This window comes from Brachybacterium sp. NPDC056505 (genome assembly GCF_042794925.1).
GTDB lineage: Bacteria > Actinomycetota > Actinomycetes > Actinomycetales > Dermabacteraceae > Brachybacterium > Brachybacterium kimchii.
The window spans coordinates 73,800-87,877 of the sequence record NZ_JBHTSV010000008.1 but is presented as its reverse complement, the minus strand read 5'-3'; the positions used below and the strand labels follow the sequence as shown (position 1 = coordinate 87,877).

15 protein-coding genes are annotated in these 14,078 nt (G+C 71.3%); 1 reads left to right on the top strand and 14 read right to left on the bottom strand.

All coding sequences use genetic code 11. The annotated features are described in order from the left end of the window. Position 1: 1 nt before the first annotated feature. The 8 genes from ACFQ53_RS07555 to ACFQ53_RS07520 all read right to left on the bottom strand — a co-directional run bounded on the left by ACFQ53_RS07555 (position 2) and on the right by ACFQ53_RS07520 (position 7,115). A complete protein-coding gene (locus tag ACFQ53_RS07555; protein ID WP_377857591.1) occupies positions 2 to 1,357 on the bottom strand; it encodes a dihydroorotase in 1,356 nt (451 codons plus the stop codon). Beyond that, positions 1,354 to 2,334 (bottom strand): aspartate carbamoyltransferase catalytic subunit, encoded by a 981-nt coding sequence (locus tag ACFQ53_RS07550; protein ID WP_377857588.1) that lies wholly within the window; start codon positions 2,332 to 2,334, stop codon positions 1,354 to 1,356. Before ACFQ53_RS07550 ends, ACFQ53_RS07555 begins: the two co-directional genes overlap by 4 nt. After that, positions 2,331 to 2,939: a bifunctional pyr operon transcriptional regulator/uracil phosphoribosyltransferase PyrR gene (gene pyrR / locus ACFQ53_RS07545; protein ID WP_249480284.1), complete on the bottom strand. Its 609-nt coding sequence runs from the start codon at positions 2,937 to 2,939 to the stop codon at positions 2,331 to 2,333. Before pyrR ends, ACFQ53_RS07550 begins: the two co-directional genes overlap by 4 nt. 163 nt (positions 2,940 to 3,102) lie before the next feature. Continuing rightward, positions 3,103 to 3,606 carry a transcription antitermination factor NusB gene (gene nusB / locus ACFQ53_RS07540; protein WP_377857585.1) on the bottom strand — a complete coding sequence of 168 codons (504 nt, stop codon included), beginning with the start codon at positions 3,604 to 3,606 and terminating at the stop codon, positions 3,103 to 3,105. A gap of 1 nt (position 3,607) precedes the next feature. Further along, positions 3,608 to 4,165, bottom strand: a complete 558-nt coding sequence (efp, locus tag ACFQ53_RS07535; RefSeq protein ID WP_377857582.1) for an elongation factor P — start codon at positions 4,163 to 4,165, stop codon at positions 3,608 to 3,610. 194 nt (positions 4,166 to 4,359) lie between these two features. After that, the gene (locus tag ACFQ53_RS07530; protein WP_377857579.1) at positions 4,360 to 4,797 is read right to left on the bottom strand and encodes a hypothetical protein; all 438 of its coding nucleotides are present in this window, start codon (positions 4,795 to 4,797) and stop codon (positions 4,360 to 4,362) included. Positions 4,798 to 4,805: 8 nt separating this feature from the next. Then, positions 4,806 to 5,444 carry a MarR family transcriptional regulator gene (locus ACFQ53_RS07525; RefSeq protein ID WP_377857576.1) on the bottom strand — a complete coding sequence of 213 codons (639 nt, stop codon included), beginning with the start codon at positions 5,442 to 5,444 and terminating at the stop codon, positions 4,806 to 4,808. Between the two features lie 66 nt (positions 5,445 to 5,510). Then, positions 5,511 to 7,115: an ABC-F family ATP-binding cassette domain-containing protein gene (locus ACFQ53_RS07520; protein ID WP_377857573.1), complete on the bottom strand. Its 1,605-nt coding sequence runs from the start codon at positions 7,113 to 7,115 to the stop codon at positions 5,511 to 5,513. 186 nt (positions 7,116 to 7,301) lie between these two features. Between ACFQ53_RS07520 and ald the strand changes: the two genes are divergently transcribed. After that, a complete protein-coding gene (ald, locus tag ACFQ53_RS07515) occupies positions 7,302 to 8,417 on the top strand; it encodes an alanine dehydrogenase (protein WP_377857567.1) in 1,116 nt (371 codons plus the stop codon). A 255-nt stretch (positions 8,418 to 8,672) separates the two neighbouring features. On the opposite strand, the gene ACFQ53_RS07510 is transcribed toward ald, so the two are convergent. The 6 genes from ACFQ53_RS07510 to ACFQ53_RS07485 all read right to left on the bottom strand — a co-directional run bounded on the left by ACFQ53_RS07510 (position 8,673) and on the right by ACFQ53_RS07485 (position 13,900). Further along, positions 8,673 to 8,975, bottom strand: a complete 303-nt coding sequence (locus ACFQ53_RS07510) for a metal-sulfur cluster assembly factor (RefSeq protein WP_377857658.1) — start codon at positions 8,973 to 8,975, stop codon at positions 8,673 to 8,675. A gap of 152 nt (positions 8,976 to 9,127) precedes the next feature. Next, positions 9,128 to 9,886 (bottom strand): Fe-S cluster assembly ATPase SufC, encoded by a 759-nt coding sequence (sufC, locus tag ACFQ53_RS07505; protein ID WP_377857561.1) that lies wholly within the window; start codon positions 9,884 to 9,886, stop codon positions 9,128 to 9,130. Positions 9,887 to 9,943: 57 nt separating this feature from the next. Further along, on the bottom strand, positions 9,944 to 10,288 hold the full coding sequence (locus tag ACFQ53_RS07500) for a non-heme iron oxygenase ferredoxin subunit (RefSeq protein WP_152353072.1): 345 nt from the start codon (positions 10,286 to 10,288) through the stop codon (positions 9,944 to 9,946). Beyond that, positions 10,288 to 11,628, bottom strand: a complete 1,341-nt coding sequence (gene sufD / locus ACFQ53_RS07495) for a Fe-S cluster assembly protein SufD (protein WP_377857557.1) — start codon at positions 11,626 to 11,628, stop codon at positions 10,288 to 10,290. The genes ACFQ53_RS07500 and sufD overlap by 1 nt, the downstream gene beginning before the upstream one ends. Then, positions 11,628 to 13,058, bottom strand: coding sequence for a Fe-S cluster assembly protein SufB (gene sufB, locus ACFQ53_RS07490; protein ID WP_200500587.1), 1,431 nt, complete (start codon positions 13,056 to 13,058; stop codon positions 11,628 to 11,630). The genes sufD and sufB overlap by 1 nt, the downstream gene beginning before the upstream one ends. Continuing rightward, entirely contained in the window at positions 13,055 to 13,900 is an 846-nt protein-coding gene (locus tag ACFQ53_RS07485; protein WP_377857554.1) for a helix-turn-helix transcriptional regulator, read from the bottom strand. The genes sufB and ACFQ53_RS07485 overlap by 4 nt, the downstream gene beginning before the upstream one ends. Positions 13,901 to 14,078: the final 178 nt, after the last annotated feature.

Here is a 14,078-nt window from a genome sequence, read left to right as displayed (position 1 = left end):
CTCAGTGCTCCGCGAGGCGGGAGTCCCGCACCGTGGGGCGGCCCGCGAGCAGGGTGAGCCGGTTGCGTCCGGGCAGGGTGCGGCCCGCCACGGGCGAGTTCCTTCCGCGGGAGGCATGCTCCTCGGGGTCGACCTCGGCGGCCGGCCGCGGATCCCACACCAGCACGTGGGCGACCTCGCCGGCCGCGAGCGGGCGGCCCTGGTCGACGTCACGGGCGATCCGGGCGGGGGTCTCCGAGAGCACCCGCGCCACATCCCGCCAGCTCAGGGTCCCGGTGTCGACCATCGTCTGCTGGACGATCCCGAGCGCGGTCTCCAGGCCCGTCATGCCGAACGCGGCGGTGTCCCACTCGCGGTCCTTGGCATCGGCCGGGTGCGGGGCGTGGTCCGTCGCGACGATGTCGATCGTGCCGTCGGCCAGTCCCTCGCGCACGGCCTCGACGTCGGCCTGCGTGCGCAGCGGCGGGTTCACCTTGTACACCGCGTCGTAGCCGCGCGCCTCCTCGTCGGTGAGCAGCAGGTGGTGCGGGGTGACCTCGGCGGTCACGTCCACGCCCCGCTGCTTGGCCCAGCGCACGATCTCGACGCTGCCGGCGGTCGAGAGGTGGCAGACGTGCAGGCGCGAGCCGACGTGCTCGGCCAGCAGCACGTCGCGGGCGATGATCGACTCCTCGGCGACGCTGGGCCAGCCGGTGAGGCCGATCTCCGCGGAGACGCGGCCCTCGTGCATCTGCGCGCCCTCGGTCAGCCGCGGGTCCTGCGCGTGCTGGGCGATGACGCCGTCGAAGGTCTTCACGTACTCCAGGGCGCGGCGCATGAGCACCGGGTCGGAGACGCACTTGCCGTCGTCGCTGAACACGCGCACCCGGGCGCGGGAGCCCGCCATCGCGTCGAGCTCGGCGAGGCGCTCCCCGCCCAGCCCCACGGTGACGGCGCCGATCGGGTGGACGGCGCACCAGGCGGCGTCCTCCCCGCGCTGGAGGACCTGCTCGACGACGCCCGCGGTGTCCGCGACGGGCGTCGTGTTGGCCATCGCGTGCACGGCGGTGAAGCCGCCGCGGGCCGCGGCGCGGGTGCCGGTCTCGACGGTCTCGGCCTCCTCGCCCCCGGGCTCGCGCAGATGCGTGTGCAGGTCGACGAGCCCCGGCAGGACGATGCAGCCCTCGGCGTCGACGACCTCGGCGCCCTCGGGGGCGGAGAGGTCGGGGCCGACGGCGGTGATCCTCCCGTCCTCGACCAGGACGTCGGCGACGTCCTCGCCGTAGGGGCGGCCGCCGCGGATCAGCAGTGCGGGTGCGGCGGCGGGGGCTGCGCCGGTGGTCGCGGCGTCGGCGGCGTAAGCGGTGGTGGGAGTCATGATTCCTCCCTCGCGTTGGAGGCCAGCAGGTGGAAGAGCACGGCCATGCGGACGCTCACGCCCGCCGCGACCTGCTCGACGATCACGCTGCGGGGACCGTCGGCCACTCCCCCGGCGATCTCGAAGCCGCGGTTCATCGGGCCGGGGTGCATGACGATCGCGTGATCGGGCAGGCGGTCGGCACGCGCCTGCGTGAGCTGCAGGCGCCGGGTGTACTCGGCCGCGCTCGGGAAGTAGCCGCCGCCGAGCATGCGCTCGCGCTGGACCCGCAGCATCATCACGGCGTCGGGGGCCAGGGCGATCGCCTCGTCGAGGTCGTAGAGCACGTCGCAGGGCCAGACGTCGGCCCCGACGGGGACCAGCGAGGGCGGGGCGACGAGCGTGACACGAGCGCCGAGAAGCGTCATCAGCTGCACGTTCGAGCGGGCGACGCGCGAATGCATGATGTCGCCGACGATCACCACGTGCAGACCGTCCAGGCCCTTCCCGTCGACGCTGCCCGTGCGCTCCCCGTCCCTCTGCTCCCCGCCGAGGTGGCGTCGCAGGGTGAAGGAGTCCAGGAGGGCCTGGGTGGGGTGCTGGTGGGTGCCGTCGCCGGCGTTGACGATCGGGACGTCGATCCAGCCGGAGTGCGCGAGCTTGTGGGCCGCGCCGGAGGCGGGGGCGCGCACCACCACGGCGTCGGCCCCCATCGCGCGCAGGGTCAGCGCGGTGTCCTTGAGCGACTCCCCCTTGGAGATGCTCGATCCCTTGGCGGAGAAGTTGATGACGTCGGCCGAGAGACGCTTCGCGGCGGCCTCGAAGCTGATGCGGGTGCGGGTGGAGTCCTCCATGAAGAGGTTCACCACGGTGGTGCCGACGAGGGTGGGCAGCTTGCGCATCTGCCGCTCCTGGGTGGCGACCATGCGGGTCGAGGTGTCCAGCAGCTCGATCGCGGAGGCGCGGTCCAGGTCGCCGATGCCGGTCAGGTGCTTCATCGCCGCGCCCCCTCGTCCTCGGGGGACGCGGGGTGGGAGATCCTCACCGCGTCCTCGCCGTCGGTCTCCGTGAGCAGCACGCCCACGCGCTCGCTGCGGGAGGTGGGGAGGTTCTTGCCGACGTGGTCGGCGCGGATCGGCAGCTCGCGGTGGCCGCGGTCCACGAGGACCGCGAGGCGCACGACGGCGGGCCGGCCGATCGCGGAGAGCGCGTCGAGGGCGGCGCGCACGGTGCGCCCGGAGTAGAGGACGTCGTCGACGAGGACGACGACCTTCCCGTCGATCCCGCCGGAGGGGATGTGCGTGGGGTGCGGCAGCCGCGCAGGGCTGCGGCGCAGGTCGTCCCGGTACAAGGTGATGTCCAGGGCTCCGGCCAGGGAGTCCGGGTCGCGTCCCGCGCCCTCGGCCTCGGCGATGATGGCGGCGATGCGCCGCGCAAGGGGGACGCCGCGATGCGGAATGCCCAGCAGCACGAGGTCGTCGGCCCCGTGGCCGGTCTCGATGATCTCGTGGGCGATGCGCGTGAGGGAGCGGGAGATGTCGTCCTGATCCAGGACGGTCTTCTCGCTCCCGGGCGCAGTGGGGCCCGGTCGATCTGCGGTCATGATCTTCTCCCTTCCGCGTCTCACGGGACGCGAGGTTAAAGGGTGGTGGATCGGTGCGATCGCTGTTGATCGTAGCGCGCGGGGCGCGCGCTCCCGCGCGCCGTCTCAGGTGGTGGCGGGAGCTGTTGCGGAGGTCTCAGAGGAGGGGGTCGACGGGCGGCGCTCAGCCCAGCAGGTCCCGCATCTCGCCGATGCGCTGCAGGAGGCCGTTGACGAAGCGCGGGGAGTCCTCGGTGGACAGCTCGCGCGCGATCGTCGCGTACTCGCCGATCACGGGGCCGATGCCGTCGGCCGGGGTGTCGTGGAGGATCTCCGCGGCACCGGTGCGCAGGATCGCGCGGTCCACGGCGGGCATGCGGTGCAGGGGCCAGTCGCGGCTGTGGGTCGAGAGCTGCTCATCGATCTCCTCGCGGTGCGCGGCGACGAGCTCGACCAGGTGCGCGGAGCGCTCGGGAAGGGCGGTCTGGGCCGCCGTGCGCAGCCGCCGCTCGGCGAGCACATCGCCCAGATCGCGCTCGCGGGCGTCGGCCTCGAAGACGACGTCGATCGCCCGCACCCGCTCGCGGGAGCGGGAGGTCAGGCGCTTGGGGTTCGCGGGATGCGTCTCCAGCAGCTCGACCTCCTCGCCCTCGCGACCGGGCAGGGGAAGACTCAGCGGATCCTGCACGTCAGGCGCGCCCGAGGTAGTCGCCGGAGCGGGTGTCGACCTTGACCTTGGTGCCCTGCTCGAGGAACAGCGGCACCTGGATCTCGCGGCCGGTCTCGAGGGTGGCCGGCTTGGTCCCGCCGGACGAGCGGTCGCCCTGCAGGCCGGGCTCGGTGTGCGTGATCTCCAGCACGACGCTCGCGGGCAGCTCGACGTAGAGCACCTTCTCGTCGTGGAAGGCGATCACGACGTCGGCGCCCTCGAGCAGGAAGTCCTTGGCATCGCCGACGACGTCGCCGGGGACGTTGGTCTGCTCCCAGGTGGAGGTGTCCATGAAGACGTAGAGGTCGCCGTCGAGGTACGAGTACTGCATGTCGCGCTTGTCGACCGTCGCGGTCTCCACCTTCACGCCGGCGTTGAAGGTCTTGTCGACCGTCTTGCCCGACAGCACGTTCTTGATCTTGGTGCGCACGAAGGCGGGGCCCTTGCCCGGCTTCACGTGCTGGAACTCGACGACCTGCCAGAGCTGGTTGTCCAGGTTCAGCACGATGCCGTTCTTGAGGTCGTTGGTCGTCGCCATGGGTCTCCTCGGGAGTCGACGGGCGTCTCGCCCGGTGTGCGCTCTCGCGCCTTGCGGTGCGCGTGCGGCGCGATCGAGGTCACGCCGCAGGCTCATCCACTTTACCGCCTGGACCCGCATCCTCCGCTCCCCCGGGTCGCTCGCGGACGCCCCGACGTAGCGAAGCTCGCATCGCTCGGCCCCGCGCCGCCCCGTCAGGCGACCGTGCGCAGCAGGGCGAGACCGATCGCGCCGATCGCGACCGCCCACAGCAGGGAGGCGAAGGTGCCCACGAGGAACCGCTCGGAGGCGCCCTCGTGGGAGCGCAGCTCGGGATACCGACCGAGGCCCTTGAGCGCGACGACGACCGCGATCATCTCGGGGTGATCGGCGAGCACGCAGGCGGTCACGGCGACCCTCTCGAGCAGCCCGATCCAGAGTCCTCCGCGCAGCAGCTCCGGGGTGCTCCACTCCTTCGCCGGATGCGCGGGCGCCTCGAGGACGGGGACCTCGCCCGGCCGGCGCGCGGCCGGGCGTGCGCGCCGGGGCGAGCGAGAGAGACGGAGCACGAGAGAGGACAGCGGCCAGCCGCCGAGCGAGGCGAGCAGCAGGGCGAGCACGATCACCGCGAGCTCGGGCAGGTGGGTGAGCATGTCCTGGATCATGGCAGATGGCCCGGACGGTCCATCGAGCGGTCCGATGTGAGGTCGAGCATCGCGAGCAGGCGCCGCACCAGCGGGTGCACGGCCTGCTCCTCGCGCCAGCCGCTCGTGGTGAAGGCGCGGGAGACGGTCTGCTGGGTGACCTCGAGGCGCTCCGCGATCTGCGCCTGCGTGGCCGACGGGTCCTCGCGCATCGCGTGGACCACGCGCCACTGCCCGGGCTTGCGGGAGGTGACCTCGCGTCCGACCAGGCGCAGCAGCGCCTGCAGCTCCTCGGTCTGCTCCCGCTGACGGGGATCGGCGGTGCGCACGCTCACGGGGATCGAGCTGGTGCGCCGCGCGCTCTCGACCGCCCGGCGCGCGGCGATGAAGGCGTCTCCGCGCCCCTCGCGCACGGACGCCGGCAGCGGGAGCTCGACGGGTCCGATGCCGATTCCCACGCTCCAGCCGCCGAGCTCGAGCATGCGCAGCACGCAGGCGAGCACCGCGTCGGCCGAGTCGGCGAGCATCTGCACCTCGTCCCCCGCCGTCCGCTCGGGACGCAGACGGAGTGGCACGTCGTGCAGGGCCGCGATCAGCTCGGGCACGCGATCGGTGGTGCGCCGGCTGTCGTGCTGGTCGACGGTGAGGACGAACATGACCGCGAGTCTAGCCGCAACACGCATGAAAGACGCGATGTCGCGACATACAGCCGTGTTCTGCTGTCAGGCGAGCTCGATGAGCTCCTCGTAGCTCTGGTTCCACAGGTCCTCGACCGCGTCGGGCATCACCAGCACGCGCTCGGGCGAGAGCGCGCGGACGGCCCCCGGGTCGTGGGAGACCAGGATGACGGCGCCCTCGAAGGCCGCGAGCGCGCCGAGGATCTCCTCGCGGCTCGCGGGGTCGAGGTTGTTCGTCGGCTCGTCCAGGAGCAGCACGTTCGCGCTCGAGACCACGAGCGTGGCCAGGGCGAGCCTGGTCTTCTCCCCGCCCGAGAGCACGCCCGCGGGCTTGTGCACGTCGTCCCCGCTGAACAGGAACGAGCCGAGGATCTTGCGGGCCTCGACCTCGGGCAGCTCGATGGCGGCCGTCATCATGTTCTCGAGCACCGTGCGTTCCGGGTCGAGCGTCTCGTGCTCCTGCGCGTAGTAGCCGACGCGCAGGCCGTGGCCCGGGATGATGCGGCCGGTGTCGGACTCGTCGACGCCGGCGAGCACCCGCAGCAGCGTGGTCTTGCCCGCGCCGTTCAGCCCCAGGACGACGACGCGGCTGCCGCGGTCGATCGCGAGGTCCACCCCGGTGAAGATCTCCAGGCTCCCGTAGGACTTGGAGAGGTCCTCCGCCATCAGCGGGGTCTTCCCGCAGGAGGCCGGCTTGGGGAACCGCAGGGAGGCGACGCGGTCCTGCTGCCGCTCGCCCTCGACGCCGTCGAGCATGCGCTCGGCGCGCCGCAGCATGTTCTGGGCGGCGACGGCCTTGGTGGCCTTCGCGCGCATCTTCTCCGCCTGTGCGGTGAGCTGGGTGGCCTTCTTCTCCGCGTTCTGCCGCTCGCGCTTGCGCCGCTTCTCGTCGTCCTCGCGCTGACGCAGGTAGAGCTTCCAGCCCATGTTGTAGATGTCGATCGCGCCGCGGTTCGCGTCGAGGTAGAAGACCTTGTTCACGACCTGCTCGACGAGCTGCACGTCGTGGCTGATGACGATCAGCCCGCCCTTGTAGGTCATGAGGTAGTCGCGCAGCCAGATGATCGAGTCGGCGTCGAGGTGGTTCGTCGGCTCGTCGAGGATCATCGTGTCCGCCTGGGAGAACAGGATCCTCGCGAGCTCGACGCGACGGCGCTGTCCGCCCGAGAGCGTACCGAGGCCCTGCTCGAGCAGGCGGTCCGGGAGGCCCAGGTTCGCCGCCATCCGGCGGGCCTCGGACTCCGCGGCGTAACCGCCGCGCGAGGTGAGCTCGGCGTCGATCCGCACGTAGCGGTCCATGGCCTTCTCGCGCTTGGCGTCGGAGATGGTCATGTCGGCCATGTCGAGCTCGGCCCGGTGGAGGCGCTGCATGATGTCGTCGAGGCCGCGGGCCGAGAGGATGCGGGCGATCACCAGCTGATCCGGATCGCCGGTGTGGGTGTCCTGCGGCAGGTACCCGAGCTCCCCGCTCACCTCGACGCGCCCTTCGGTGGGCTGCATCGTGCCGGAGAGGACCTTGGTGAGAGTGGTCTTGCCGGCACCGTTGCGGCCGACGAGGCCGATGCGGTCGCCCGCGGTCACCTGGAAGGACACTCCGCTCATGAGCAGCCGCGCTCCCATGCGGATCTCGAGGTCGGAGACGGTGATCACGGAAGGGCTCCTCGCGCAGTGGACGGGACCCCGCTCCGGGGCCCGGTCCACCCTAGATCGTCACCTGCCGAGGACGCCTCCGAATACCGCCCCGATGTGCTGTGATGTGGTGAGGAGGACATCGAGGTCCTCGGGCCCGCGGGGCGCGCCGCCGCAGGCCGCGGTTCCGTCGTCGAAGGAGCGAGCATGATCATCGGGGTCCCCCGCGAGATCAAGAACAACGAGTACCGGGTGGGACTGACCGCCGCGGGCGTCCACGAGCTCGTCCACGCCGGGCACGAGGTGCTCGTGGAGGCCTCCGCGGGCCTCGGCGCGGGCGTGCGCGACGAGGATTTCGCAGAGGCCGGCGCGAGGATCGTGCCCGACGCCGCCGACGTGTGGGGCGGGGTGGAGATGGTCGTGAAGGTCAAGGAGCCCCTTCCGGGCGAGCAGGCGCTGCTGCGCGAGGGGCAGATCCTGTTCACCTACCTCCATCTCGCGGCCGACGAGTCCCTCACCCGCGCGGTCCTCGACTCCGGGACCACGGCCATCGCCTACGAGACGGTGCAGAGGGCCGATCGCTCCCTGCCGCTGCTCGCGCCGATGAGCGCGATCGCCGGGCGGCTCGCGACCCAGGTCGCGGCGTACCACCTCATGAAGCCGCTGGGCGGTTCGGGTGTGCTGATGGGCGGCGTGCCCGGCACGAGCGAGGCGAAGGTCCTCGTGATCGGCGGCGGCGTCGTGGGCGAGCAGGCCGCGGTGATGGCGAACGGCCTCCATGCCGACGTCACCGTGATGGACGTGAACCTCGCGCGGCTCCAGGAGATCGCGACCGTCCACTCCGGCGCCATCCTCACCCGCTACTCCACGCGCCTGGACCTCGCCGAGATGATCCGGCAGGCCGACGTGGTGATCGGCTCCGTGCTGATCCCGGGCAGGCGCGCCCCCAAGCTCGTGACCGACGAGATGGTGAGCACGATGAAGCCCGGCTCGGTGCTCGTGGACGTCGCGATCGACCAGGGCGGCTGCTTCGAGGGCTCCCACGCCACCACGCACGACGCGCCCACGTTCCGCGTGCACGACACGAACTTCTACTGCGTGGCGAACATGCCCGGCAGCGTTCCGGTCACGGCGACCGCGGCGCTCACGCACGCGACGCTCCCCTACGTGATGCGCATCGCCGGCTCCGGATGGCGCGACGCCCTCCGCGCGGACGCCGCGCTCGCCAAGGGGCTCAACGCCCACGCCGGGACGCTCACCAACACCGGCGTCGGCGAGGCCCACGGGATCGACGCGGTCGAGCCCGCCGTCGTGCTGGGCTGAGGACGGGGGCCGGGGCGGCCGCGCACGCGGTCGCGGGGCGGCGCACGCGGTGACGCGGCCGCGCACGTGTCACAGCGCCGCGCACGCTGACACAGGGCGACGCAGCACCGACATGGCTCCGAGACGTGCACCGGCCGGCCGTCGCCCACGGAGCCCGGAACCACGAACAGTGCTGCGCAGTTGTCGTTATGCGGCTCCATAACGACAACTGCGCAGCACTGTTCGATGATGCCCGGCTATCGGCACGGCCGTGGGTCAGAGGTTGAAGCCGATGGCCCTCAGCTGCTCGCGGCCGTCCTCGGTGATCATCTCCATGCCCCACGGGGGCATCCACACCCAGTTGATGCGGTGCGTCTCGCAGATGGGGTCCAGCGCCGCGAAGGTCTGCTCCTCGAGCACGTCGGTGAGCGGGCACGCGGCGGAGGTCAGCGTCATGTCGACCACGGCGTTGCCCTTGTCCACGGTGATGCCGTAGACGAGGCCGAGGTCCACGACGTTGATCCCGAGCTCGGGGTCGATGACGTCCTTGAGGGACTCGCGCACCTCCTCCTCGCTCACGAAGGTCGAGGGCTCGCCCTCCGTCGCGGCGCCGCCGTCCGATGCAGCTGCGCCGTCGGCCGGAGCCGCGCCGTCGGCCGGAGCCGCGCCGTCAGCCGAGACCGCGCCCTCGGCCGGGACCTGGGCGTCCGCTCCGTCGTTCGCCGGGGCGGTCACTTGGCACCCGTGAGGAAGCGCTCGTACCCCTCGGCCTCGAGGCGCTCCGCGAGCTCGGGGCCGCCCTGCTCGGCGACCCGGCCGCCCACGAACACGTGCACGAAGTCGGGCTTGATGTAGTTGAGGATGCGCGTGTAGTGGGTGATCAGCATAACGCCCACGTCGGTGGTGTCCTTGGCGCGGTTCACGCCCTCGGAGACCACGCGCAGCGCGTCGACGTCGAGGCCGGAGTCGGTCTCGTCGAGGATCGCCATGGACGGCTTCAGCAGCTCCATCTGGAGGATCTCGTGGCGCTTCTTCTCGCCGCCGGAGAAGCCCTCGTTGACGTTGCGCTCGGCGAAGACGGGATCCATCTTCAGGTTGTCCATCGCGCCGCGCACATCCTTGACCCAGGTGCGCAGGGCCGGGGCCTCGCCGTCGATCGCGGTCTTGGCGGTGCGCAGGAAGTTCGAGACGGTGACGCCGGGGACCTCGACCGGGTACTGCATGGCCAGGAACAGGCCGGCGCGGGCGCGCTCGTCGACGCTCATCGCGAGGACGTCCTCGCCGTCGAGCGTCACGGTGCCCGAGGTGATCTGGTACTTGGGGTGGCCGGCGATCGAGTAGGCGAGCGTGGACTTGCCGGAGCCGTTGGGGCCCATGATCGCGTGGGTCTCGCCGCTGCGGATGGTGAGGTCGACGCCCTTGAGGATCTCCTTGGTGCCCTCAGGGGTCTCGACGGTGGCGTGCAGATCGCGGATCTCGAGGATCGACATGGTGGGTGGTCTCCTTCGGAAGTGACAGGACGTTCGGTGCGCCGGGAGGACGGCCGCTCAGCCCGCGGACCCGGTGAGCGCGTGCTCGGGGTCGACGGCGATCTGGCCGTCCGCGTCGACGCGGACGGGATAGACGGGGACGGGACGGACGGCGGGCAGCTGGAGGGGGCGTCCGGTCACCAGGTCGAACTGGCTCCCGTGCTTCCAGCACTCCAGCGTGCATCCCTCGACGTCGCCGTCGGACAGCGCGACGTCGTCGTGGGAGCAGATGTCCGCGAGGGCGTGCACTCCCCCGTCCTCGTCGCGCACCAGGGCGATCTCGAGGCCGGAGACCTCGAGACCCAGGGCCTCGCCGGGGGCGAGATCCGTCAGGCGCGCGACGGGGACGAAGGAGTCGCTCATCAGTTCATGCTCCGCTGCAGCTCCGCCTCGATCGAGTCGGTGAGGGCCTCGCGGATCTCGGGGACGTCGATCTGCTGGATCAGCTCGGCGAAGAAGCCGCGGACGACGAGCCTGCGGGCCTCGAGCTCGGGGATGCCGCGGGCGCGCAGGTAGAACAGCTGCTCGTCGTCGAAGCGACCGGTGGCGGCGGCATGGCCAGCGCCCTCGATCTCCCCGGTCTCGATCTCGAGGTTCGGCACCGAGTCGGCGCGGGCGCCCTCGGTGAGCACGAGGTTGCGGTTGAGCTCGTAGGTGCTGGTGCCCTCGGCCTCCTTGCGGATGAGCACGTCGCCCACCCAGACCGAGCGCGCGCCCTTGCCCTGCAGCGCGCCCTTGTAGGCCGAGTTCGAGGTGCACTTCGGGGCCGCGTGGTCCACGAAGATGCGGTGCTCGAGGAACTGGCCCTCGTCGGAGAAGTACAGGCCCAGCTTCTCGAGCTCCGAGCCGGGGGCGCTGAACTCGCCGATCGCGTTGATGCGCACCGCCCGGCCGCCGAGGGTCACCACGATGTGCTTCAGACGCGCATCGCGTCCCAGGCGCGAGTGGTGGGCCGAGATGTGCAGCGCGTCGTCGTCCCAGTTCTGCAGGGAGATCACGGTCATCTGCGAGTTGTCGCCGACGATCATCTCGACGTTCTCGGCGAACCGCGCGCTGCCCGTGTGGTCCAGCACGAAGGTCGCGACGGACGACTCCTCCGTCTCCAGCACCACGTGGGCGTTGCCGCGGCGCTCGGCGCCGCGTCCGGTGATCGCCACGCGGAACGGGTCGGAGAGCTCGGCGCCGCGGGGGGCGCGCAGGTGCAGCGCCTGCTCGGTGCGGGCGGAGGCCACCGCGGAGACGATGTCCTCGGGCACGAGCGCGGTGCCGCGCGGGCTTTGGCCCGGGGCGAGGGTCGAGGCCTCGGGCGCACCCTCGGGGACGCCGACCTCGTAGGCGACGGCCGGATCGCCCTCGAGGTCCTCGGTGGGCAGGTCCTCGAACAGCGGGGAGAGCACGCGCAGCGGCGTGAAGCGCCACTCCTCGTCCTTGGACGTCGGCCGGGAGAAGTCCGCGACCTCGAAGGAGCGCACCCGGTTCGCGCGGGTGGCGTGCGAATCCTCTCCGGAGGCCGGGGATCCGGGCAGTGCGATGCCCTCGTCCTCGAGCTCCGCCCGGACGGTGCGCCCGGCCTCGCCGCGGTCCTCGTCCTCGACGAGCACGTCCTGAGCGGCGACGGGCGCGGCGCCCGCGGCGCCGCCGACCGCCTCGTTGGCCTGCTCGTCCCCCGAGCTCTCGGGACCCTTCACATCGGTCGTCGTCATCAGCCGACGGCTCCTTCCATCTGCAGTTCGATCAGGCGGTTCAGCTCGAGCGCGTACTCCATGGGCAGCTCGCGCGCGATGGGCTCGATGAACCCGCGCACGATCATCGCCATCGCCTCGGTCTCCTCCATGCCGCGGCTCATCAGGTAGAAGAGCTGCTCCTCGGAGACCTTGGAGACGGTGGCCTCATGGCCCATCTGCACGTCGTCGACGCGCACGTCGACGTAGGGGTAGGTGTCGGTGCGGGAGATCGTGTCCACCAGCAGGGCGTCGCACAGCACGGTCGAGGCGCTGTGCTCGGCGCCCGGCATCACCTGCACGAGCCCGCGGTAGCTCGAGCGGCCGCCGCCGCGCGAGACCGACTTCGAGACGATCGAGCTCGAGGTGTGCGGCGCCATGTGCACCATCTTCGAGCCGGTGTCCTGGTGCTGGTTCTCGCCCGCGAAGGCGATCGACAGGGTCTCGCCGCGGGCGTGCTCGCCCATCAGCCACACCGCGGGGTACTTCATGGTGACCTTGGAGCCGATGTTGCCGTCGACCCACTCCATGGTCCCGCCCTCTTCGACGGTGGTGCGCTTGGTGACGAGGTTGTACACGTTGTTCGACCAGTTCTGGATGGTCGTGTAGCGCACGCGGGCGTTCTTCTTCACGACGATCTCGACGACGGCGCTGTGCAGCGAGTCGGTCTGGTAGATCGGCGCGGTGCAGCCCTCGACGTAGTGCACGTACGAGCCCTCGTCGGCGATGATCAGGGTGCGCTCGAACTGGCCCATGTTCTCGGTGTTGATCCGGAAGTAGGCCTGGAGCGGGATCTCCACGTGCACGCCCGGCGGGACGTAGACGAAGGAGCCGCCGGACCACACCGCGGTGTTCAGGGCGGAGAACTTGTTGTCACCGGCGGGGATGACAGTGCCGAAGTACTCCTCGAAGAGCTCCGGGTGCTCCTTCAGGCCGGTGTCGGTGTCCATGAAGATGACGCCCTGGGCCTCGAGGTCCTCGCGGATCTGGTGGTAGACGACCTCGGACTCGTACTGGGCGGCGACGCCGGCCACGAGGCGCTGCTTCTCGGCCTCGGGGATGCCCAGGCGGTCGTAGGTCTCCTTGATGTCGTCCGGGAGGTCGTCCCAGGACGCTGCCTGCTTCTCCGTCGAGCGGACGAAGTACTTGATGTTCTCGAAGTCGATCCCGGAGAGGTCGGCGCCCCACTGGGGCATCGGCTTCTTGTCGAACAGGCGCAGGCCCTTCAGGCGGCGCTCGAGCATCCACTCGGGCTCGCTCTTCTTCGCGGAGATGTCGCGCACGACCTCCTCGTTCAGCCCGCGGCGGGCCGAGGCGCCGGCGGCGTCCTCGTCGTGCCAGCCGAAGGCGTAGTTGCCGATGGACGAGATGATCTCGTCCTGGCTCATCTGCTGCTCGGGTGCACTCGTCATCGTGGTGTGTTTCCCTCCGTGAGCGGAATGTGGGTCGTGCAGGCGTGGGCGCCGCCTGCCAGTGTCGCGAGTCTCTGGACGGGCGCTCCCGCCATCCGGCCGATGGCCGTGGTCTCCGCCTCGCACAGCTCGGGGTGGCGAGCGGCGACGTCCTGGATCGGGCAGTGGCCCTGGACCAGCTGGGCGGTCTCCACCGTACGCGGCCTGCCGGACGTCCCGGAGGCCGGGATGGTCACGGTCACGGGGCGCACCGTGGCGGCGTAGCCGCGCTCGGTGAGGATGTCGGCGAGGATCTCGACGCGGCGCGCGCGGGAGACCTCCTCGCCCGCCTCCTCGAGCTCGTCGACGCGGGCGGAGAGGTCCTCCTCCCAGGGGGCGACGCGTGCGCAGGCGAGATGCTTGAGCGCCTCTCCCCCGCCGCGGCGGGCGAGCTCGTCGAGCGCGAGCATCGCCAGGTCGTCGTACTCGCTGCCGAGGTCCTCGTGGGCGGAGGCCGAGAGCACGAAGCTCTTGGAGGGGCGTCCGCGCCCGCGCTGGTGCACAGGGACGTCGTGCTCCTCGATCACGCCGTCGGCCTCGAGGGCGGAGAGATGCCGACGAACGGCTGCGCTGGTGAGGCCGAACATCTCGGCGAGGGCTCGGGCCGAGATCGGGCCGTGGGCGGAGATCGCATCGATGAGCCGCTCGCGGGTGTCCCGGTGCTCGGTCCGATCGTGCTGCTCGGTGTCGTCCGGGTGACCGGTCCGGTCCTGGTGCTCGGCCTGGTCCTGGTGGTCGGGCTGTTCTCGAGTTCCGTGCGGCGCGGCGGAGTCGCGCTGCTGCGCCGCTGCGTGCGCTGCCATCGGATGCCCTCCTTCCCTTGCGGGCTCGACGCGGGCGACGCCGACATGACCGATTTTACAACCCGAACGTTGCGAAAAGGCAGGGGGGACCGAAGGGCCGACGTGCGTCTGCCCACGTTAGGGAAGGCTCACCGCAGGTCGGCGGCGCGGCAGCGCATCGAGGCGCACCGGCGACCCG